Raw genomic sequence first — 22409 nt, 5'->3', positions numbered from 1 at the left:
TTATTGTTTTGGATAAAGAGTGCTTTTAAGAGCGGGTGGAGTATATCGCGGGCGATTCGCGGTTTTGGCTACAGGGATAGGAAGTAATTTTCCATATATGAGAGGCGCATCTGCTCAACCGGGCAAAGACGTACACGTACGGGGAGGAAAATCAGGCGCAGTTACAGCGGTCTGATTAGTGCAACGGGCTGCTGCGAAGTTCGTTCATCTGGTGCCACTGATGCACCCATTCATTCACGCGCTCCAGCGGTTCAAACAACACATCTTTTAACGGCTGCAACCTTTCTGCACTGCCGCCAACCGGTTGCATGCGGTCTGCAACCAATGAATACATTGCGATTAGGTCTGCCGGACGACGGCTGTTACGCAGCACGAGTGCAAAGTCTATGGCGGTTTGCAGGTAGCGTTCGGCATTCATCTGTGTTGGTTGGTTTTGTAAAATAATTTCTGCGCTTTCCAGCGCGTTACCAGAATAAATCAGCGCTTTATTCCAGTCGCCTGCGTTGATAAATGCCCGGCTTTCGAAAAAAGTTTTCTGCCAAAACTGCATGGCACGCTGCGGGCAACCGCTCAATTTTGAGCGGTGTTGTGGGCATAAAAATTTCAATGAATGGCGTCCTGGTTATCGGCCGTTAAGCACTTTGCTCGTCGAGTAGTTGCGAGCATTCATCAATGAGTTGTGTTACCCATTTGCTAATGCGCTCATCGGTCAGTTCAAATTGCTGGTCTTCATCAATGGCCAAGCCACAGAACGCAGAACGGTCTTCGTTCAGCGCCAGCGATTCGGTAAATTCATAGCCTTCGGTTGGCCAGGCACCGATCACGGTAGCCCCGGTTTTAAGCACGCGTTCGTGCAGCCAGCCCATGGCATCCAGAAAGTAATCGCCGTAACCGAACTGATCACCCAAGCCATACAGTGCGGTTAATTTTCCACTTAAGTTGCAGGATAAGAATTCAGCTTCCAGTTCTTCCCAGTCTTGCTGAATGCCGCCGAAATCCCAGGTTGGAATGCCAAAGATCAGGAAGTCGAAACTCTCGAGCAGTTCCGGGCTGGATTCATTGATGTTGATGAGTTCAATTTCAATTCCGTGACTGGCTAATTCTTTTTGAATACGCTCGCCCACTTCTTCGGTGTTGCCGGTATCGGTTCCGAAAAATAATCCGGCGTTTAGTTGTGCTAGTTTCATGCTGTTCCCTCTGTTCAGACCATTACATTAATGCGAATCATTATCATTTTCAAATAACAAATTACTCATTTTGCTCTACCTATTGGAATAACAAGCGCAGACTCAGCTTTTCATGCGGGTACGAATGAGAAGGAATATAAAATAAGCGCCGCCAAGAACCGCGACGATAATGCCGGCCGCTATTTGTGCCGGATACACAATGTACTGCCCCAACAAATCGGCAAACAGCATCAGGTTAGCGCCGGTCAATAGGGCCACCAAAAGTTGCTGCGATGCTTTGCGTGCGCCCAGCATGACACCAATATGCGGTGCCAACAGCCCGACAAACGCGACCGGCCCCATCAGGCTGGTCACCAATGCCACCAGCAAGGCAACACAGCCCAGTAAGGTGGCAAAGGCGTACCCAACGGATAAACCCCGCGCCTGAGCAAAAACCCGCCCGGCGGAAATCAGCACCAGCCAGCGCTGCAGCATAAAGACCAGCGCCACGATGACGGTCACGGCCACGGCGAGCAACACCGATGACTGCGCAGACACCCGATAGGTTGAGCCTGCCAGCCAGGCGAGAATTGCAAAGGCCGATTCATCCGCCCGCGCCATCGCGAAGTGAACCAGCGCCTCGATCATCGCCGTCATCGAAATACCGATCAGCACCACCACCGATGGCGCAAAATGTTGCCGCTTCGCCAGCGCAATAAGCATGACCAGGGCAATGGCACTGCCCAAAAAGGCCAGCCACGGGCCTGCCTGATGAATGTTGATACCGAAAAATAAGCTGGCAGCCACCAGCGCCAGCGTTGCTCCGGCTGAAACGCCGATGACATCCGGGCTGGCCAGCGGGTTATAAATCAGCCGCTGCAACAAAACCCCGGCGACCGCCGTACCACCACCAGCGGCGATGGCCACCAGCATACGCGGCCAGCGCAATGACCAGCTGTAATCCGATGGCCACTGTAAGCGCCAGTCCGAAAGCTGCGCGGTTTCCACCGTGAGCAACGTGGTCAGCAGCAATAAGGCGATGAGCAACGCCACCAAAAGTAGTGGCGTGTACAAAGAATAACGGAATCGGCTGAGGGGCAATTCAAGGTGCAGATTATCTTTCGCCTTTAAGCGGCTGCGGGAAAAATAAATCAGCGCCGGCGCGCCGATCAGTGCAGTGGCAACGCCGGTCGGCACCAGGTTAACGCTGAGCTCGGTAATGAGAATGGCCAGGGCATCGGTGGCTATCAGTAACAGTGCGCCGAGCAGGCTGCTGAATAACAGCTCTTGTAATGGCAGGCGCGCACCAAGGCGGCGGGCAATATTCGGTGCCAGCAAGCCCACAAAACTGATCACGCCCACCGCCGCAATGGCGGCCGAAAGGCTCCACAAACCGAGACACAGCAACAATAAAAACAGCGGCAACAGGGTTAAGCCACGCGCGGCGGCGTTATCCTGCCCGAGCCGCAGCAACATCAGCACCCGAGGCGCTATCGCCGGAATCAACAGCGCCGGAAGCAGGTTTGGCAACAGCCAGTGCAGCAACTGCCAGCCATTTTGCTCCAGATCGCCCGCTCCCCAGATAAACAGATCGCGCGCGTACTGATCATTTAACAGAATCATCGCCGTGGCGATGGAGCCAAACAGGATGTTGACCGCCAGCCCCGCCAGCACCATCGGCAAACCGCTGAGGTTACTCAGGCCAGCGATAAATACCGTTAACGCCAGCGCCAGCATGGCACCGGTCATCGCCAATGGCGCAGCAAATTGCGCCGCCAGCACCGGAAACCAAAGGCTCCCCGCCACCAGCGCCAGCCAAGCACCGGATGCCGTACCGAGCGTAAGCGGCGAGACCAGCGGGTTTTGCGTGAGCTGCTGCATCAGGCTGCCCACCAGCCCTAACACCGAGCCCACAAGCATCGCCATCAACAACCTCGGTATACGGCCTTCAACAAACAGGATGGCGTTGTAATTAAGGTTCGTTGCTACACCGTGCCAGAGCTGATCAAGCAGGCCGATCTGATCGGCCAGCGGCAGGCTTTCACCGGCCTGCAGGGCGATCAGGCTGGCGGCAAGAAGCAGCAATAAGCCAGCGGTGGATTGACTGATTAGTTTCATTTTTCCGGTGCGACAGCCAGCAGAGCCTCGGCCAGCACCTCAGCGTTGTACAAAATCGACATCGCGCCGCCATAGTTCCAGGCCGGGGCTACCGAGTTCACCCCGCCATTGCGAACAAACGGCAGTGCCTGCCAGATCTTCGAAGTTTGCAGTTTGGCTTCTTCATCAAACGGCTGGTAATAGAGCGCAACGGTTTCAGCCGGCAACTGGCCTAAGGCTTTCAGGCGTTTTTGGGTTACGCCCCACTGGGTTGCCGGTTGTGGCCAGGCCGGAGCAACGCCCAGCTGCGCCAGCGCGTATTGCGGAATGGAGTTATCACCATACACATAAACGGAAGTCAGGCTGGCGAAACGGAACGCAACGACCCTGGGCAGCTGCCCCAGATAAGCCTCGCTTAGCTGCGCTTTCAGTTCATTCAGCCGCTGCGACATAGCGGTCAGCCGCTGCTCGGCCTCAGCTTCTTTTCCCAGGGCAGCAGCCATTCGCCGGAAGTTTTCAATCGCGGCCTGAGCGTTATCGTGCGATTCATTGTAGGTGTGATACAGCAACACCGGTGCAATCTGCTCCAGCTTGGGCACCAGATCGATTTGCGGTGACGCAATGATGATGACATCCGGCTGCAACTGCGCCAGTCGCTCCAGGTTAGGCTCCATGCGTGTGCCGATATCCTCGACGCCTTCCGGCACCGCCGGTTGCGCAACCCAGGCGGTATAGTCGGCGATATTCGGCATAGCCACCGGCGTTACACCCAGCTCAATCACCTGTTCGGCGATATCCCAGTTCAGTGCCGCGACCCTTTGCGGCACATCGGGCAAGCTATGGCTGCCCCGGCTGTCTTCAACCTGAACCGGCGCGGCCAGCAGTGCTGCAGAAAGTGTAAACAAGAGTGGCGTGATCAGTGTTTTCATCATAATACGATTACCTTACGGGGTTGATCCGGGTGTTTTATCAGTCGAATTTCGGTGTCATACAGCGATGACAGATTCGGCTCGGTCAAGACAGTTTCAGCGTCTCCGTGATGCACAACACGGCCCTTTTTTAAGGCGATAATGTGCTGTGCATAGCGCAGCGCCAGGTTTAGATCGTGCAGAATAATGATGATGCCCTTGCCGGTTTCACGGTTGAGTTTGCTGAGCAATTCCATCACCTGAATCTGGTACTGCACGTCTAACGCAGAGGTGGGCTCATCGAGAATCAGCAAATCAGATTGCTGAGCGATCAGCATGGCGATCCAGGCGCGCTGCCGTTCACCGCCGGATAACTCATCGGCCATAGCTTTGGCCAGTGTCTGCATATTGGTTTGCTGCAGCGCGGCATTGATCTGGCGCTCATCGTCGGCCGTCCAGGGGGCCAGCGTACCTCGCCACGGAAACCGGCCAAGCCGCACCAGCTCTTCAACATTCAGCCCGGCGACTTCCGGCAGCGTTTGCGGCAAATAGGCTATTTCTCTGGCCAGGGCTTTTTTTGAATAGTCCGAAACCGCGCGCCCTTTCCAGCTGACCTGGCCGCGGCTGGGCGCAATCTGATGCGCCAGCAGCTTCACCAGCGTCGATTTGCCGGAACCATTGTGACCGAGCACAACGGTCAGCCGGTCAGGCGCGATCGCCATTTCATCTATTTGCAAAACCGTGCGGCCATCGCGGACGACTGCGATATCAGTTAATCGATGCACGTTTTTCATTCCTGTGTAAACGCGGGCAATCGGAGCACAACTGCCCGCTCTCGGTTTTATAAACAAGGCAGCAACTGCGGCGAACAAATTTGATGTTGCCGTTGTTCTGCAGCTGCAATGCCGACAGATGTTTTTCCGGCAAATGGAATGCCTGCATCCAGGCTTTGGCCTGCTCTGCCACCCTGTCGCCGGTGAATTCCGGTTTGAGTTTTTGCAGCAGCATCAGGTTTGCCATCAACGCATCGGCCAGCAGTAATTGGGTGAACCCCTTCGGGCACCGGGCCAGTTCATTAACCACCCGCCGGTAATGACCGAACAGGCCGGTTAAATATTCACCCGCCAGAGTGATCAACTCTGCACTCGGCCCCTGATGCATCACCGGTTGCTGAAAGCGAAAACCCATGATGTAGCTTTCAACGCGTTGCTGCGCAAAGCCATGGAATTGCGGCAGGCAGCCCAGGCCATAAATACCGATCATGCTGATGTACAAAGGCTGCCAACACAGTAAATCCCAGGTACGGGTGAGCCAGTAGGCTTCGCCTGCCTCCGGGTGGGCAGCTTTGAGTGCAGCCAACAATTGCTGAACAACAGCACTATCGGCGGGCTCGGCACGAATCATGGCATCGTTCGAACACCCCAGCTCACCCTTCAGGTAAGGCGTTACCGATTGGCACATCGCCATCAATTGATCAAACAGCTCTTCGTTAGGTGCTTTAGTCACATCGTTCCTGCTACATAAAAACAGCCAGCAGGGTTACACCTTGCCGGCTGTTTGGGTTTCAGGTTAAAACTTAGAAGGTTGCATTGAAGCTCACCGTTGCGGTTCGCTCTGCGCCGTACCAGCAGTTGGCCGAGTCGTAGCAGCTGTAATACTCTTCATTGAAGGCATTATTAACCGCCAGATTCAGCGAGGCGCTGTCAACACCCGGCAGGAAACGCTGCACATCATAGCCAATGGAGAAATCGACCAGCGTATAGCCCGGCACGGTATCGGTGTTGTAGGCATCCATTTGCATTTCACCCACATAGCGAACACCGCCACTGATGCGTGCACCTGTGAGCAGGCCCTCCAGAATGTAGTAGTCTGACCACAGGTTAGAGCTGTGCTCCGGTACCCAGATCGGCGTGGTGCCTTCAAGATCGCTGTCGGTATCTTCGGTGATTTCCATATCGGTGTAGGTGTAGCTGGCGTTCAGCTGCCAGGCCGGCGTAATTGCCGCCGCCAGTTCAATTTCAACACCCTGAGAAACCAGCTCACCAATCTGCAGCTGATCTCCGTAGGTACTGTCCGGGTCGGAAACCAAGGCATCGCTCTTCACAATATGAAAAACCGAGCCGGCAACAGCCAAGCCGCCATCCAGAGAAACATACTTCACACCGGCTTCCACCTGACTGCCCAGCTCCGGATCGAAACTGTTACCATCGGCATCGACACCGGTCACCGGCTCAAAGCTGGTGGCATAACTGACGAATGGGGAAAGCCCGTTACTCAGCTCGTACAGTGCACCTACGCGGTACGAGAACTGACTGTGCTCGGCGTCGGATTCTGCCGTGTAGGCATAGTTATCTTCGTAATAACTGGTGCTCTTGTAGTGATCGAACCGGCCCCCGCTGATCAGCACCAGCTGGTTCCAGCGCAGCTGATCCTGTACATAGAAGCCCAACTGTTCAACGTCGATATCATCGGTAGCCGCGTAGCTTTCGACCAGGGTATCGGTATCCAGCAGATCGTTATCCGGGCTGAAGATGTTGAACTCGTAGAAGGCATTATCGGTGGTGTAATACTCGCTGTAGGCAGAATCGCCTTCCAGATTCTGGTAATCCACACCCAGCAGTACGTTGTGCTCCAGGTCGCCGGTTATGATCACACCCGAGAGCTGGTTATCGATGGCGACAGCGCTAACCTCTTCTTCCGTGCTGTAGATGTTGCGAACCAACGTACCGGTTTCTTCATCGAAGTTACTGGCCAGGTGGTAGGTGTTCTTCTGCGACAGGCTGGCATCGGTGTAGCGGAAGTTCTGCAGGAAGGTCCAGCTGTCGGAAAGCTCGTGGTTAATCTTATAACCCGCCATAAACACTTCGCGCTCAAACTCGCTCCAGTTTTTATCACCGACAAAGGTCGAAGCGCTGGTCGAGCCGGCGTCGTTGTCATAAATCATGCCCGAAGCCGGCAGGGAGGAGTTCATGCCCATTTCCGGGTCGTTCTGATAGTAAAGGTTAAAGTTCACCAGTGTTTTATCGCTGATATGCCAATCGATAGAAGGTGCCAGCAACAGCGTTTCTTCTTCCGTGGTATCCACCTGCCCATCCTGCTGACTGGCCTTGGCAATAAAGCGGTAATTCAGCCCGGTATCGCCCAGTGGCCCGGTGGAATCCACCGACGCCTCAACAAGACTGTGCGAGCCGGTGGCAACAGAGACCTCGGTAGAGGCAACATCTTCCGGTGCCTTGGCAATAATGTTGACCATGCCGCCCGGTGGCATCGAGCCATAGAGTACCGACGTAGGCCCTTTAAAAACTTCAATCTGCTCAATGGCGACTGGGTCAATCTGCGCCTGCAGGTTCCAGCCGTTCAGGTAACTCAGCACCAGGCCATCGTAATAGCTTTTATCGACCCCAAAGCCACGAATGGTGAAGGTGTCGTACAGCGTCACTGCGCCACCGCGCACCTCGGTGACCACACCCGGCGCATAACGCAGTGCCTGGCTGAGCGACTCTGCATCGCGCTGTTCAATGGCCTCACCTTCAATGATGGTTATCCCCTGAGGTGTTTCTTCCGGTTGCAGTGCAGTTTTGGTTGCGGTGTTCCGGTAACCCTCAGATTGAACAACAATGGTTTCCACTTCTTCTGCAAACGCATCGGAATAGACTGAGAATGAAGCCAATGCCACGGCAATCGACACGGTTGAGCGCTTGAACACGCCAGTGCTAAAAATAGGGTTCATAAGGTTCCTGCCAAATTAACATGGCGGATCGGAAATCCGCCCCAATAAATAATGAGAATCATTATTATTTGGATAATACAGGCAACCCTACCCTAAAAATTAACAATTTGGTGCAACATTGCGAAATATAACGATTAATTGCTGACAATCGGCAGCCAGTACTCGGCGCGAATGCGCTGATGGGAGGGGTCGAACGGCGGGTAGTACACCTCGGCCTCGAAGGCATTCTCTGCACCCTGATAGCCGGAATCCGGTAACCAGCTGCCTAACAACCAGATAATGGATTTATGAAAATCAGCCACCGGGCCCTGATACGGCAGCACGGCATAGTCCTGCTCCGGTACTTGCTGGCAATGAAGGTCCGGGCTTAACGGCTGCGCCTGCTTCGTTTCCAGCCCGGTCCAGTAAATCAGCTCACCGGGGTTAGCTTCTGAATAGCCATCAATCAGGGCAACGTGCGGCACATCCAGCACCGTCTCAACCGGCACCTTACTAAAAAAGGCCTGCCAGGCTTTGGGCACACTGGCTGTAAAATCCGGAGTTTCTGATAACAGCCCTTTCACCACGGCCGAGGTTCCACAAAAGCGGAATGTTTTTTTACGCTCCAGTCGCACCTGATACAGCGCCTCACTGGGAAAACAAACCTGCTGATGCGTTGCCACCGGGCGCGTCAATGGTGTTGTGATGCCCTCGCGAATACCGTTCGCGCGATACTTTTTAGGCGATACCTGAAACTGGTTTTTAAACGAACGGGAAAAGGTAATCTCGGAGCTAAAGCCGTACTCCATGGCGATATCCATGATGCGCCGGTTACTGTCCAGCAAGGCTTCGGCCGCGCAGCTCAATTTAATTTCGCGCACATACTGGGCTACGCTGAAGCCGGTGTAATCCTGAAATACCCGCTGCAACTGCCAACGCGACCAACAGCTGTGCTCGGCCAAGCCTTCCAGCGACAGAGGCTCGCGAATATGCTGGTGAATGTGGTCAAGAATCTTCTCGATTCGGGTAAAGGTAAGCTGACTATTCAAAACAACGGGCTTCCGCTAAACAGGCAAAGGCCGCATTTTATCTTGCTTCGGCAAAAATCGCCTCCCTGATTTAAACTCAAGCGACGGCCAAACCGAAATAGCCGGGAACAGAAAAGGTCACTCGCTGTCGTATACTCTGATTCTGTAAAGCCACATTAAGGGATGACATGAAACTAAGTGCAAAACTGTTACTGCCTGTATTACTGGCAGCAATGCATGCCAATGCACTGGAGCTGACTGGTGAATTCACTCAGGGCAGTTTACTGCGCGGCAAAACGGAAGCCGGCGCAACAGTGGAACTCAACGGCGAGCCCATTCGGGTTAGCCCGGCAGGTGATTTTGTCATCGGCTTCAGTCGGGATGCCGAGCTGGCGCATGAACTGAGCGTCACGCAGGCAGATGGCTCCACAGCAACAGAGACCCTCAATCTGACCAAGCGCGACTACGATATTCAGTACGTTAACGGCATTGCCCGGGAAATCATGCAGCCCAGCGCGGAAAATGTCGCTCGGGCGAAAAAAGATGCGGCCATGGTCTGGGAGGCCAGAGCAACCGATTCCGAACGCATGGATTACCTGAGTGATTTTATCTGGCCGCTGCGTGGCCCCATTACCGGCGTCTACGGCAGTCAGCGTTACTACAATGGCGAGCCACGCACGCCGCACTTTGGTATCGATATCGCCGCCGCTGAAGGCACCGAGGTTGTAGCACCGGCCAGTGGTGTCGTCTCGCTGTGGGTGCCCGATATGTTCTATTCCGGCGGTACACTGATTATTGATCACGGCTTTGGTGTCAGCTCTACCTTTATTCATCTCAGCGGCGCACTGGTGGAGCCGGGTGAACAGGTCAGTCAGGGGCAATCGATCGCACGGGTGGGTTCCACCGGGCGATCCACCGGCCCGCATCTGGACTGGCGCATCAACTGGTTTGATGTGCGGCTCGACCCGCAAACAGTAGTTGGTGACATGAATTAAGCCTAAGCGGGTATTTGTCATACAATATGTAAATATCCGCTGACAAACAGTGCTCATCCGCCCCCCTTTTTGACTTGCAACAACTAGACGCCCCCCTCCAAAAATTAGCATCGACTTAATTAGGTTCTGATAGCCCTTAAAGCTATGCCACCCATAAAAAAAATAAAGGATCTACATATGAAGTCGTTCGATATGACCCTGCCGCCCGATCTGATCGGCCGAAAAGGCTCTGGCTTGGTGTCTAACCTGCGCCCGCGTTACAAAAATCTGCTGCCACCCTGCAATGCCGCCTGCCCGGCCGGAGAAAACATTCAGCAATGGATCGCCCTGGTTCAGGAAGGCGACAGCTACAAGGCGTGGCAATCGCTCACCGAAGTAAACCCAATGCCCGCCATTCACGGCCGGGTTTGCTACCACCCCTGTGAAGTAGGCTGTAACCGGACTCAGGCCGATGAACCGGTTCGCGTGCATGCCATTGAGCGTTTTCTGGGTGATGAAGCCATTAAAAATAATTGGGATTTCAAACCCGACCGTGGCCCTTCCGGGCGCCGCGTACTGATTATCGGCTCCGGGCCGGCCGGCCTTTCTGCCGCCTATCATCTGGCCAGAAAGGGCCACAGCGTGGAAATCTACGAAGCGGCAGAAAAGCCCGGCGGTATGATGCGCTTCGGCATTCCCTCGTACCGCTTGCCGCGCAACGTACTGGATAAAGAGATCGCCCGCATTGAACGCCTGGGTGTGAAAATTCACCTGAACCGGCGCGTCGAAAACGTGCTGGAAGAAAAGAAAAACGGCTACTTCGACGCCGTCTTCGTGGCCATTGGTGCGCATATTGGCAGCCAGGTGGATATTCCCTCACGCGATGCCGGCAAGGTGCTCGATGCTGTGACCTATCTGCGTGATGTGGAAAACGGCGACACTCAGCCGTTACTCGGCCGCCGTGTTGCGGTTTATGGCGGCGGCAATACCGCAATGGATGCAGCCCGTACAGCCAAACGATTGGGTGCGGAAGAAGCCTTGATCATCTATCGCCGCGACCGCGCCCACATGCCGGCGCACGATTTTGAAGCCACCGAAGCCGAACAGGAAGGCATTAAGATCAACTGGCTGCGCACCATTAAAGGTGTTGAACAGGATCAGATTCAGGTGGAAAAAATGCAGCTGGATGAACACGGCAAGCCGCAGCCCACCGGCGAGTTCGAATACCTGGCGGCCGACTCTTTAATTCTGGCATTGGGCCAGAAGATCGAGGCCGACCTGTTTAAAGACATACCGGATATCGAACTTGCCGAAGACGGCTCCATTCGGGTAAACGATCAGTTCATGACCGGCTACAACGGTTTGTTTGCCGGCGGTGACATGACACCGGGCACGCGCTCGGTCACCTACGCCACCGGCCATGGCCGCAAGGCCGCCCAGTGCATTCATGCCTGGCTGAACGACCGCACCTGGCAAAAGCCACCCAGCCCGCCACTGATTCCGTTTGAAGAACTGCAGCTGTGGTACAAAACCGATTCAAAATCATTTGAACAGGAAGCCCTGCCAGCCGATCAGCGCGCCGCCAGCTTCGATGAGGTGTTGCGTGGCTTTGATGAAAAAGAAGCCCGCTACGAAGCCAGCCGCTGCTATTCGTGCGGTAACTGTTTTGAGTGCGACAGCTGCTTTGGGGCCTGCCCGGAAGATGCCATTGAGATTCTCGGCAAAGGCCGCGGCTACCGCATTAACTATGAACTCTGTACCGGTTGCGGTGCCTGTATTTCACAGTGCCCGACACACGCCATCTCGCTGATGGACCGAACCGACGTGGAGGAAAAAGCATGAGCAAAAACCAACAAACAGCGCCGGTTATGGCCAGTATGGATGGCAATGAAGCCGCCGCCGATGTCGCCTTCCGCCTCAGTGAAGTGTGCGCTATTTACCCGATTACGCCGTCTTCCACCATGGCCGAGCTGGCCGACCAGTGGAAAGACGAAGGCCGCAAAAACCTGTGGAACCAATCCCCGTGCATTATGGAAATGCAAAGTGAAGGCGGTGCCGCAGGAACGGTTCACGGTGCGCTGCAATCCGGCTCGCTCTCGACCACCTTTACCGCATCGCAGGGCCTGATGCTGATGATCCCGAACATGCACAAGATTGCCGGCGAGCTTTCTGCCTCGGTATTTCATGTTGCTGCTCGTTCGCTGGCGGCGCAGGCGCTTTCGATCTTTGGTGATCATCAGGATGTGATGGCGGTACGCAACACCGGCTTTGCCTTGCTGGCCTCCAACTCGGTGCAGCAGGCGCACGATTTAGCCGCCATCGCTCACGCCAGCACACTGCAAGCACGAGTGCCATTTGTGCACTTCTTCGATGGTTTCCGTACCTCACACGAGGTCAACAAGATTGCAATGATCCCGGATGCCACCCTGCGTGAACTGATCAAAGACGAATGGGTTCGCGAACACCGCGCCCGCGCGCTGGCACCGGAAAACCCAATCATTCGCGGTACCGCACAAAACCCGGATGTTTACTTCCAGGGCCGTGAAGCCTCAAACAGCTTCTACCTACAAACACCGGATATCGTTCAGAACAGCATGGATGAATTCGCGCGCTTAACCGGCCGTCAGTACCGCCTGTACGATTACTACGGCGCTGAAGATGCCGAAAAGATCATTATTCTGATGGGTTCGGCCGTCGCCACCGTGCAGCAAACCGTGGATTACCTGAATGCTCAGGGCGAAAAACTCGGCGTACTGGCAGTACACCTGTACCGGCCGTTTTCTGCAGAGCACTTCATTAACGCGATTCCAAAAACCGTACAGAAAATTGCCGTACTCGATCGCACCAAAGAGCCGGGCAGTTTAGGTGAGCCACTTTATCTGGATGTGGTCACCGCCTTTACCGAAGCCTATAACGACGGTGAGATTGAAACGTTGCCGAAGTTTGTTGCCGGCCGCTATGGTTTATCATCAAAAGAGTTTACTCCGGCGATGGTAAAAGCGGTTTACGATAACCTTGCAGCGAAAAAACCGAAGAACCACTTCACGGTGGGCATTGAAGATGACGTGACCTTCACGCACCTGCCGTTTGATAAAAACTTTGTTATTGAACAGTCAGAAATCGTTCGCTCATTATTCTTTGGCTTAGGCTCGGATGGCACCGTGGGCGCCAACAAAAACAGCATTAAAATTATCGGCGAAGACCCGGAGTATTTTTCGCAGGCTTATTTTGTTTATGACTCGAAAAAATCCGGCTCGCAAACCGTCTCGCATTTACGCTTTGGCCCACACAAAATTGATTTGCCGTACCTGATTCAGTCTGCCAACTTTATTGGTATTCATCAGTTTAAATTTATTCATCAGCCGGGCATTCTAAATGTTGCCGCGCAAGACGCCGTATTACTTCTAAACTCGCCCTACGGCGCTGAAGACGTTTGGGAAAAACTGCCCACCGAAGTACAGCAGCAGATTGTTGATAAAAACATTCAGCTGCATGTCATTGATGCCTATAAAGTGGCGCGCAGTGCCAATATGCGCAACCGCATTAATACAGTAATGCAAACCTGCTTCTTTGCGCTTTCCGGTATCATGCCCAAAGACAAAGCCATCGAAAAAATCAAAGCGTACATTGAAAAGACCTACGCGAAGAAAGGCCAGAAGGTGGTTGAACAAAACTTTCTCGCCGTGGATGCCAGCCTGGCCGAACTGTTTAAAGTAGAACCCGGCAAGGTTATCCAAAAAGAAAACCAGACCGACAAACGTATTGAAAAAGCGCCGGATTTTGTTCGCAATGTGACCGCCAAAATGCTCGCAGGCTTTGGTGATTTAATTCCGGTCAGTCAAATTCCGGTCGACGGTACTTACCCAAACGGCACCACCCAATGGGAGAAGCGCTTAGTTGCGCAGGAAGTACCGGAGTGGGTCGCGGAAACCTGCATTCAATGCGGCAACTGTTCTTTCGTTTGCCCGCATGCGGCCATTCGCGCCAAGATCTATCACGAAAGCGAACTGCAGGGCGCGCCAGAATCGTTTAAATCGTGCGAAACCACAGCCCGAGGCTTCCCGGAAACGCGCTACAGCCTGCAGGTGTACGCTGAAGATTGCACCGGCTGTCAGCTTTGCGTGCAGGCCTGCCCGGCGGTGGATGAAAACGGTAAGAAAGCCATTAACATGGTGCCGGTGCTCGATGTTCTGGAAGAGAAAAAGGTTAACCTCGAATTCTTTGAAAAACTGCCCTACCCGGATCGCTCACGCGTTGATTTCTCGACCGTTCGCGGCACGCAGTACTTACAGCCTCTATTTGAATTCAGCGGTGCCTGTGCCGGTTGTGGTGAAACGCCTTACCTTAAACTGATTTCCTCGCTGTTTGGTGATCGCATGATGGTAGCCAACGCCACCGGCTGTTCCTCCATTTACGGCGGCAACCTGCCAACCACACCGTGGAGTGTAAACACCGAAGGCCGTGGCCCGGCCTGGTCGAACTCGCTGTTTGAAGACAACGCGGAATTCGGCCTGGGCTTCCGTTTAACGGCGGATCAACACCGTCAGGATGCCGCTCAATCGCTGCTGGAAATTGAAAACCAGCTGGTCAACATCAGCGCCGAGGAAATTCTCAACGCACCCCAGGCACTGGAGTCGGAACTGCGCAAGCAGCGCAGCCGCATTCAATGCCTGAAGAAACAGCTGGAAAAGATCGACAGCGAACAGGCACGTCAGCTCGAATCCATTGCCGACCACCTGCTGCGCCGCAGCATCTGGATTATCGGGGGTGACGGCTGGGCGTACGATATCGGCTATGGCGGCCTTGACCACGTTCTTTCCAGCGGCCGTGATGTCAACATTCTGGTGATGGATACCGAGGTGTACTCCAATACCGGCGGTCAGATGTCTAAAGCCACGCCATTGGGTGCAGTCGCCAAGTTCTCGGCCGGTGGCAAGCCGGTCGGTAAAAAGGATCTGGCCATGCAGGCCATTGCCTACGGCAACGTTTATGTCGCGCGCATCGCTCTGGGTGCCAACCCGCAGCAAACCTTGCAGGCGCTGCGCGAGGCCGAGGCCTACCCTGGCCCATCGCTGATCCTCGCTTACAGCCACTGCATTGCGCACGGCATCAACATGACCGATGGCCTGAAACAGCAAAAGCTGGCGGTTCACAGCGGCCACTGGCCATTGCTGCGCTACAACCCGCTGCTGCGCAAATCCGGCACCAACCCGTTTACGCTGGATAGCCTGCGGCCAAGCATCAGCCTGAAGGATTACCGGATGAATGAAGGTCGGTATCTGCAGCTGCTGCGCTCCCACCCCGAGGAGGCCGAGCGCTTAACAGCGCTGGCTAACGAGGCGCTGCAACTGCGCTGGGATAACTACGAGCAAATGGCAACGCGGCAGGCAAAAGACTTCCAGCCGATGTACGAGTAAGCGGTTTGCACCGGTGCGACCGGCCTTGAAAAGCCGGTCATTGCCAAACCCACAACAACCCCGCAGCCGTGTGCGGGGTTGTTCTTTTCAGCAAGGCAATAATCACAACTTATATATGCACTATTCGCATCATAGATATGCTAAAAATAGCACCGACATCAGTGTTCAATTTCCCATCAAACACTTAGCATAAGTAGTTACAAAAACAGCAAATCACGTTATCAACCTACAACAGGAAGAAAGCCAAGATGAAACCAAGCGTTAAACCCAATAATCCGAACTTTTCATCAGGACCATGCAGCAAGCGCCCGGGCTATGATGTTTCCAAGCTGGATCTGAGCCTGCTTGGACGCTCCCACCGCTCGGCTATTGGCAAGGCCGCATTGTCTCTGGCGTGCACCAAAACCGCTGAGGTTCTTGGTCTTCCTGAAGGTTACCGCGTGGGTGTGGTGCCCGGCTCCGATACCGGTGCGATGGAAATGGCGATGTGGAGCCTGTTGGGCCAGCGCCCGGTCGATGTTTTCGGCTGGGAATCCTTTGGTCAGGGCTGGATCACCGACATCACCAAACAGCTGAAGCTGGAAAACGTAACCTCCGTCACCGCTGAATACGGCCAGTTGCCGGATATGAGCCAGGCGAACCCGGAGCACGACGTTGTGTTCACCTGGAACGGCACCACCTCGGGCGTTAAGCTGGATAACGCCGACTGGATCGCCGATGACCGCACTGGCCTGACCATTTGCGATGCCACCTCGGCGGTATTCGCCATGGATATGCCATGGGAAAAACTCGATGTGATCACCTACTCCTGGCAAAAAGTGCTGGGCGGCGAAGGTGGCCACGGCATGCTGATTCTGTCACCGCGTGCCGTTGAGCGCCTGGAAAGCTACGTGCCGGATCGCGCCCTGCCAAAAATCTTCCGCTTAACAGCCAAAGGCAAGCTGATAGAAGGTATCTTTGAAGGTGCCACCATCAACACACCTTCCATGCTGTGTGTGGCCGATTATCTGGATGCCCTGAACTGGGTGGAAGAAATCGGTGGTGTCAAAGCGGCCATTACTAAATCGGAACAAAACCTGGCGGTATTGAGCGCCTTTGTTGAGAAAACACCGTGGATCAGCTTCCTGGCCGAAAACGAAGCCAACCGCTCCAACACCAGCGTGTGCTTCAGCCTCGATTTAGACGCCGCCAAAGTCAAAGCCATGATCAAACTGCTGGCCGATGAAGAAGTAGCCTTCGATATTGGCTCTTACAAAGATGCACCGGCCGGTATGCGCATCTGGGCTGGCGCGACGGTTGAAGCCGCCGACCTGGAAGCCCTGCTGCCATGGCTGGAGTGGGCCTATAACGAAGTGGCCTAAAACGCCTTAGTACAAAGCCGCCAGAACCAGCGCTGGCGGCACTGAAAACAGAACGCTTTTTTACTGTACCCAACAAAAACAAAAATGCCGGGGACACGCCGGTAAAGCTACAGGAAAGACTCATGTATAAAATCAGAACCTATAACACCATTGCCATTGAAGGGCTGGATCAGTTCCCGCGTGACCGCTACGAAGTGGCCAGCGAAATTGCCGAGCCCGATGGCATTCTGCTGCGCAGTGCCAGCCTGCACGAACTGGAATTCCCCAAAGGGTTAAAAGCCATCGCCCGCGCCGGTGCCGGCGTCAATAATGTGCCGGTTCAGCGCTGCACCGAACAGGGCATCGTGGTATTTAACAGCCCCGGTGCGAATGCCAATGCGGTTAAAGAACTGGTGATGGCCGGGCTACTGCTGTCATCACGGGGCATCTATGCCGGAATGAACTTCGCTGCTGGCATGGCCAACATCAGCTCTGATGAGATGGGCCCAATGATGGAAGCGCAGAAGAAGCAGTTCAAAGGTCAGGAGCTGATGGGCAAAACACTGGGCGTCATTGGCCTGGGCGCGATTGGCTCTAACGTTGCCAACATGGCGCTGAATATGGGCATGAACGTGATTGGCTTTGACCCGGCCATTTCCGTAGACGCAGCCTGGCGCCTACCTTCACAGGTGCAAAAAGCCGAAAACATTCAGCAGCTGCTGGGCCGTTCCGATTATGTCACCCTGCATGTGCCGGCCATTCCCGCTACGCAAAACCTGCTCAACAAAGACACGCTCGCCACCCTGAAACAGGGTGCCCGCGTGCTCAACTTTGCCCGCGGCAGTATTGTGAACAGCGCCGATATGATTGAAGCACTGGATGCCGGCACCGTTGCCTGTTACGTCACCGACTTCCCGGAACCGGGGCTGATCAACCGTACCGATGTTCTGGCCATGCCACACATTGGCGCCAGCACCTCGGAAGCGGAAGCCAACTGCGCGATCATGGGTGCACAGCAGCTCGTGGAGTTTATTGAGCATGGCAACATTCGCAACTCGGTGAACTTTCCTAACTGCGAACTGGAACGAACCACCGCGCACCGCCTATGTTTTGCCAACCAGAACGTACCCAAGGTACTCAGCCATGTACTGAACCTGCTGGCGGAGCAAAACCTGAACGTGGTGGATATGCTCAACAAGAGCCGCGATAACATTGCATACAATATTCTGGATTTGGAAACTGCCCCGTCACAAGCCGTGCTGGATGCGATTGCGGATGATGAGCAGGTGTTTCATTTACGGTCTATTTAGGCACAAAAAAACGGAGCCCCGGCAGGCTCCGTTTTTCGTTTATTTGAGTGCTATTGTCGGGCTAAAGCCCGACCTACAAACCCCAATTAAACCGGCACATTTAGCCAACCTGTAGGTCGGCCTTTAGGCCGACACAAATCAAAACAAGCCATAACGATATAGACCAAAAAGTTTGGCTCAATACCCTAACTTGGCCGACTAGTTATTGAGTTTTATACTTGTCGGGCTAAAGCCCAACTTACAAACCCTAACGAAACCGGCACATTTAGCCAACCTGTAGGTCGGCCTTTAGGCCGACACAAATTAAAATGAGTCACAACGATATAGACAAAAAGTTTGGCTCAATGCCCTAACTTGGCCGACTAGTTATTGAGTTTTATACTTGTCGGGCTAAAGCCCGACCTACAAACCCCAATTAAACCGGCACATTTAGCCAACCTGTAGGTCGGCCTTTAGGCCGACACAAATTAAAAAAAGCCATAACGATATAGACCAAAAAGTTTGGCTCAATGCCCTAAATTGGCCCACTAGTTATTGTGTTTTAGGTTCACCTTTTGATATGCCTGTCAGCCTGTTAAGTTCGTTCTTCGGCCCGAAGCGTCAGCACCTCGTAACCATCGGAAGTAACGGCGATGGTATGCTCCCACTGCGCAGATAATTTCTTATCGCTGGTAACAACGGTCCAGCCATCCTTTTTCAGCTTAACCTTGGCCTTACCCTGATTAATCATCGGTTCGATGGTAAACACCATCCCTTCCTTCAAAGCTAAACCTTTACCTGCCTGACCATAATGAAGCACCTGTGGCTCTTCATGCATTTCTCGCCCAATACCATGCCCGCAATATTCGCGAACAACAGAGTAGCCATGCTTCTGGGCATGGCTTTGAATGGCATGGCCAATATCACCAAGGGTCGCGCCGGGCTTTACACACCGTATTCCTTCCCACATAGCCTCATAGGTTTTTTCAACCAAACGCTTAGCGGTTGGAGTGACGTTACCGATCATGTACATTTTGCTGGAATCAGCGATAAAACCGCCCTGCTCTAGTGTGATATCAACATTGATGATGTCACCGGATTTCAGCATTTGTGTGGTTGAAGGAATGCCGTGGCATACAACGCGGTTTACAGAGCTATTCAGAACATATTGATACCCATACTGGCCTTTACTCGCCGGCCGGGCGTTCAGCTCTTCGGTAATGTACCGTTCCGCCAGGTTGTTGATCTCCATGGTTGAGATGCCAACGCCGATAGAGCGATCTAGGTAATCAAAAACCATGGCCAGAAGCCGACCAGACTCACGCATTACGCTCAATTCTTCAGAGCTTTTCAATTTTACGCTAGCCACCGACAGCCTTCCTTACGTCAACGTCGGCCAACTTCATTTGGTCGCGCATAATGTCTGAAAAAGACATCGTCGGGTTTGCCTCGGCAAGCATGCCAATCTTTATCCAATACTCAGCCTGGGCGTTGATAGAGCGAACCATCACTGTGCTCGCCTTACGAATTTCCCCATGCAGTTCGTCGCCAATTTTAACAATACCCACAGCCAACCCCTAATATATGATCTATATACGAATCATATATACTGAAAGATAAGCTGGCAATATAGTCAGAGAGGAAGTTTGATTCTTTACACACCGGTAATAACAGTGCCGATGTCGCGGTTTTCCCCAGGCCCGGCATTCGCTGATAAACCGTTTTAGGCCATTACAGCTTGGCTTGTTGAGCTCACGAAACCAAAGAAAGAGCTGTTATCGCCACTACAGAAAACACAAAAATATTTGTGAATATACCGACAGCCGCTGCATCAAATGCGGAACAACCCGATAACCGCATGACTAATACAATGAAAAGTATTGTGCATAGAATGAAGCCTACATAAGGCAGTAAACCTAATAGGCTTACGGTGATAACAATTACAGCTACTTGCTTAAGCTCTAAATCAACAAAACTAAACTTTGTAGCCAACCACATACATATTGAGGAACCTACTATATGGATGACAAATGCCAGTAAAAGAAATTCCAAGTTGAATATTTCCATGTCTTTCGTGGGTTGTTGTGCCTTGGCGTAAACACCTCTGGTTAAGTTAGCTAGAGGTGTCTCAATTCAAACTTGATACTAAGGCTTAAACCACCCAAAGAAATTTCCTACGATTAGAAAAACAAATATGGCGCCATGCACAAAGAAATAGAAATACATAAACCCCCCATGCTTTTCCAATTCCACATCATCGAGACTTAACCATTCGCGCTTAAACAGGAAACGATTAAACTTACGTCCATTTTCAATCGTATTATTTAGAAATAATGTCGGTTTTCCTAGTTCCTCGTATACACTCTCATGGCGGGTTCCAAGCATGCCATACATTTTTTTGCAGAGATAAAACCAATAGAGAGTTGAAAGAATCAAAAAACCAACTACGACTTTAAAGATAATTAACATCTTAATTAGACCTTAGCCATAACGCCTGCAGCTTTCCTAAATTTGTAGCGCTAGCGGAAAATTCGCCCATACCAGACTGCGCTTATTAAATGCTTTAGTGAGAAACAACATGCTTTACTTCTTTAGTCCGTTCTTTGGATTCAATAAAGCCTTGCCACTCTTGTAACGCAGTATTGAAAGTGTTGATATCTAAAAGTACGCTACACGATTTATCTAAGAGCGAATAAACCTGAACATTAGTAGAGCTAATAATTGCACCCCATGATTCTCGATTCCAATCTTGAGAGTCCTCACTTTTAGATAAAACTGCACTAACTCTAATTAACCCTTCTTCAACCCATTTGAAAGTACTTTCTTCTGGAAGGCCACCGTCATCCATTAACAGGCATCCTAAGATATCGGTTCCGTCTTCGCTAAAAACATCAGTTTGGCAAACTGGTATAGTCTTCCCGGAGGATTCAGACCAAAAGAGTTTTATTTCCACTGGTTCATTTCCATGCATTAATGCAAAGCTAAGCGGCGCGCGTTAGCCCGACAGCCTGCGCTTGCTAGCTGTCAGGATATAGATCACTTACTTTTTCTCGCCACACATTTTCACCTGCAGCTCTGGCTTCTTGTTTATAGAGTTCATATTTTTCTTCTGCCACTTCGAACTCTTCCATTTCAAACAAAATGCAGGATTGCATTTTCAAAGAGGCTACTCTATAGAGTCCATTTGCTAATATTACCTGGTCATAAATTTTCAGAGCTTCTGCATAGGATTTTGCTCGCCAATAAGAACTAGCTTGCAGATACTGAAAGTATTCTTCGGACGGATGCTTATTAACTAATTCAGAATACATTTCAAATAGTTTATTCCTGAGAAGTAGTGAGTCATATGTTCCGTACTTATTGGGTACATATCCTTCTCTCTCAGTTTCACTAATCCCACTCTCTAACTTACGCTCTAATTGGCTAACTTTCTTTAGAAGCTTACTATCACTTGAGTTCATATTTAGCTATCCACTTCCTTGAGCTAACGTTCCTAAGCTACGGCAAAAACGCGCATAGCGTGTTTGAGTCCAAGGCCAACCGCGGAGCGGAGTTGTGGCCTGAGTAGCCTTGGTTTGTTAGGTTTAAGGTACAATAGAATATACACCGTAACCTACTAACCCTAGGCCGATCAAAACGAAAACAGAACCAAGGAAGTTAAAACGCCTTGGGTGACCGGTTATCTGAAAACCATTTCCGACACTGGTTTGCAGTGGATGATTTATCCACTCTCCCAAGCCAATAAAAATTCCGCCAATACAAATCAACGATGCAATAGGATTACTGACACCTTGTAATGGAACTGTCAGGCAAATAATTAGTAGAGCGGTACATATTACAAGGACTGCTTTATACCAATAATCAATTTTAAGAGCTTGTAAGGGGTTACTCATAAGAAAAACCTAACGCCAAGCTTAGCGGCGAGCGTATGCGAGTCCTACGGCCTGCCGCGAAGCGGTGTATCTAAAGCCGTATTGCTACAGCGTTTTGTTACGTGCAGTTAGCCATAGCTGTGGCAAAGCGCCACCCAGCAAACCACCTAAAATAAAGTACCAAAAACCAGAACTTGAAAGCCGACCTAAAACAGCATTTGGATTCATGAAGGCTGTAACAAAAAGTACGCACGAAAACACAGCTATAACATAAACCCAAAAAGACCTTAATGATTGCATAATTCCGCCTACTGCCATGCTAGGAAGAAAACCCATTAAGCAGGATTGGGCAAGTAACATTAAATGTAGCCATTTAGTAGGTTGCTCCGGTGCACCAACTGCGATGTATAGCAAGTAGTGAATTTTTCCAAATCCAAACATCCAAATCAAAGTGCTTATTGCAGCTACAATGATAACTATTAAATCCCTATAGATTTCTTTCATACTCTACACGGTCATGATAGGACGGCCAGTTACCCGAACCGCCCCCATACAGATCCCGGCGTGCGGAACTACCGCACCGGGCTCCTCAGTTATACATTTGCTCGT

21 protein-coding genes are annotated in these 22409 nt (G+C 52.2%); 5 read left to right on the top strand and 16 right to left on the bottom strand.

Translation table 11 applies throughout. The features are described 5' to 3' along the window. Nucleotides 1-175 precede the first annotated feature (175 nt). The 8 genes from BCF53_RS17145 to BCF53_RS17110 all read right to left on the bottom strand — a co-directional run bounded on the left by BCF53_RS17145 (nucleotide 176) and on the right by BCF53_RS17110 (nucleotide 8929). Nucleotides 176-550 carry a hypothetical protein gene (locus BCF53_RS17145; RefSeq protein ID WP_132703635.1) on the bottom strand — a complete coding sequence of 125 codons (375 nt, stop codon included), beginning with the start codon at nucleotides 548-550 and terminating at the stop codon, nucleotides 176-178. A gap of 82 nt (nucleotides 551-632) precedes the next feature. Continuing rightward, nucleotides 633-1187 carry a flavodoxin gene (locus tag BCF53_RS17140; protein ID WP_132703633.1) on the bottom strand — a complete coding sequence of 185 codons (555 nt, stop codon included), beginning with the start codon at nucleotides 1185-1187 and terminating at the stop codon, nucleotides 633-635. Between the two features lie 102 nt (nucleotides 1188-1289). Beyond that, complete coding sequence (fhuB, locus tag BCF53_RS17135; protein WP_132703631.1) at nucleotides 1290-3284, bottom strand: Fe(3+)-hydroxamate ABC transporter permease FhuB; 1995 nt, start codon at nucleotides 3282-3284, stop codon at nucleotides 1290-1292. Next, complete coding sequence (locus BCF53_RS17130) at nucleotides 3281-4195, bottom strand: iron-siderophore ABC transporter substrate-binding protein (RefSeq protein ID WP_132703629.1); 915 nt, start codon at nucleotides 4193-4195, stop codon at nucleotides 3281-3283. Before BCF53_RS17130 ends, fhuB begins: the two co-directional genes overlap by 4 nt. Further along, nucleotides 4192-4956, bottom strand: coding sequence for an ABC transporter ATP-binding protein (locus BCF53_RS17125; RefSeq protein ID WP_132703627.1), 765 nt, complete (start codon nucleotides 4954-4956; stop codon nucleotides 4192-4194). The genes BCF53_RS17130 and BCF53_RS17125 overlap by 4 nt, the downstream gene beginning before the upstream one ends. After that, nucleotides 4940-5677: a siderophore ferric iron reductase gene (locus tag BCF53_RS17120; protein WP_132703625.1), complete on the bottom strand. Its 738-nt coding sequence runs from the start codon at nucleotides 5675-5677 to the stop codon at nucleotides 4940-4942. Before BCF53_RS17120 ends, BCF53_RS17125 begins: the two co-directional genes overlap by 17 nt. Nucleotides 5678-5747: 70 nt before the next feature. After that, entirely contained in the window at nucleotides 5748-7901 is a 2154-nt protein-coding gene (locus BCF53_RS17115; RefSeq protein WP_132703623.1) for a TonB-dependent siderophore receptor, read from the bottom strand. 134 nt (nucleotides 7902-8035) lie between these two features. Next, complete coding sequence (locus tag BCF53_RS17110; protein WP_132703621.1) at nucleotides 8036-8929, bottom strand: helix-turn-helix domain-containing protein; 894 nt, start codon at nucleotides 8927-8929, stop codon at nucleotides 8036-8038. 167 nt (nucleotides 8930-9096) lie between these two features. Here BCF53_RS17110 and BCF53_RS17105 point away from each other — a divergent pair, with 167 nt between their 5' ends. The 5 genes from BCF53_RS17105 to BCF53_RS17085 all read left to right on the top strand — a co-directional run bounded on the left by BCF53_RS17105 (nucleotide 9097) and on the right by BCF53_RS17085 (nucleotide 17949). After that, on the top strand, nucleotides 9097-9903 hold the full coding sequence (locus BCF53_RS17105) for a M23 family metallopeptidase (protein ID WP_132703619.1): 807 nt from the start codon (nucleotides 9097-9099) through the stop codon (nucleotides 9901-9903). A 177-nt stretch (nucleotides 9904-10080) separates the two neighbouring features. Next, complete coding sequence (locus tag BCF53_RS17100; RefSeq protein WP_207902770.1) at nucleotides 10081-11724, top strand: NAD(P)-binding protein; 1644 nt, start codon at nucleotides 10081-10083, stop codon at nucleotides 11722-11724. Further along, entirely contained in the window at nucleotides 11721-15299 is a 3579-nt protein-coding gene (gene nifJ, locus BCF53_RS17095; RefSeq protein WP_132703617.1) for a pyruvate:ferredoxin (flavodoxin) oxidoreductase, read from the top strand. Before BCF53_RS17100 ends, nifJ begins: the two co-directional genes overlap by 4 nt. Before the next feature lie 248 nt (nucleotides 15300-15547). Next, a complete protein-coding gene (locus BCF53_RS17090) occupies nucleotides 15548-16660 on the top strand; it encodes a phosphoserine transaminase (protein ID WP_132703615.1) in 1113 nt (370 codons plus the stop codon). Between the two features lie 122 nt (nucleotides 16661-16782). Beyond that, nucleotides 16783-17949, top strand: a complete 1167-nt coding sequence (locus BCF53_RS17085) for a 3-phosphoglycerate dehydrogenase family protein (RefSeq protein WP_132703613.1) — start codon at nucleotides 16783-16785, stop codon at nucleotides 17947-17949. Nucleotides 17950-18523: 574 nt separating this feature from the next. Here BCF53_RS17085 and map read toward each other — a convergent pair. The 8 genes from map to BCF53_RS17045 all read right to left on the bottom strand — a co-directional run bounded on the left by map (nucleotide 18524) and on the right by BCF53_RS17045 (nucleotide 22304). Continuing rightward, nucleotides 18524-19297 (bottom strand): type I methionyl aminopeptidase, encoded by a 774-nt coding sequence (gene map, locus BCF53_RS17080; protein ID WP_132703611.1) that lies wholly within the window; start codon nucleotides 19295-19297, stop codon nucleotides 18524-18526. Continuing rightward, nucleotides 19290-19496: a ParD-like family protein gene (locus tag BCF53_RS17075; RefSeq protein ID WP_132703609.1), complete on the bottom strand. Its 207-nt coding sequence runs from the start codon at nucleotides 19494-19496 to the stop codon at nucleotides 19290-19292. The genes map and BCF53_RS17075 overlap by 8 nt, the downstream gene beginning before the upstream one ends. Before the next feature lie 184 nt (nucleotides 19497-19680). Next, the gene (locus tag BCF53_RS17070) at nucleotides 19681-19980 is read right to left on the bottom strand and encodes a hypothetical protein (RefSeq protein WP_132703607.1); all 300 of its coding nucleotides are present in this window, start codon (nucleotides 19978-19980) and stop codon (nucleotides 19681-19683) included. Nucleotides 19981-20073: 93 nt separating this feature from the next. Beyond that, nucleotides 20074-20397, bottom strand: coding sequence for a hypothetical protein (locus BCF53_RS17065; protein WP_132703605.1), 324 nt, complete (start codon nucleotides 20395-20397; stop codon nucleotides 20074-20076). Nucleotides 20398-20491: 94 nt separating this feature from the next. After that, nucleotides 20492-20881: a hypothetical protein gene (locus tag BCF53_RS17060; protein WP_132703603.1), complete on the bottom strand. Its 390-nt coding sequence runs from the start codon at nucleotides 20879-20881 to the stop codon at nucleotides 20492-20494. Nucleotides 20882-20945: 64 nt separating this feature from the next. Further along, complete coding sequence (locus BCF53_RS17055; protein ID WP_132703601.1) at nucleotides 20946-21389, bottom strand: hypothetical protein; 444 nt, start codon at nucleotides 21387-21389, stop codon at nucleotides 20946-20948. A 123-nt stretch (nucleotides 21390-21512) separates the two neighbouring features. Continuing rightward, entirely contained in the window at nucleotides 21513-21821 is a 309-nt protein-coding gene (locus tag BCF53_RS17050) for a hypothetical protein (protein ID WP_132703599.1), read from the bottom strand. Nucleotides 21822-21905: 84 nt separating this feature from the next. After that, the gene (locus BCF53_RS17045; RefSeq protein WP_132703597.1) at nucleotides 21906-22304 is read right to left on the bottom strand and encodes a hypothetical protein; all 399 of its coding nucleotides are present in this window, start codon (nucleotides 22302-22304) and stop codon (nucleotides 21906-21908) included. Between the last annotated feature and the right edge of the window lie 105 nt (nucleotides 22305-22409).

Source organism: Reinekea marinisedimentorum (assembly GCF_004341165.1).
Lineage (GTDB): Bacteria > Pseudomonadota > Gammaproteobacteria > Pseudomonadales > Natronospirillaceae > Reinekea > Reinekea marinisedimentorum.
This window is presented reverse-complemented; position numbering and strand designations above follow the sequence as displayed.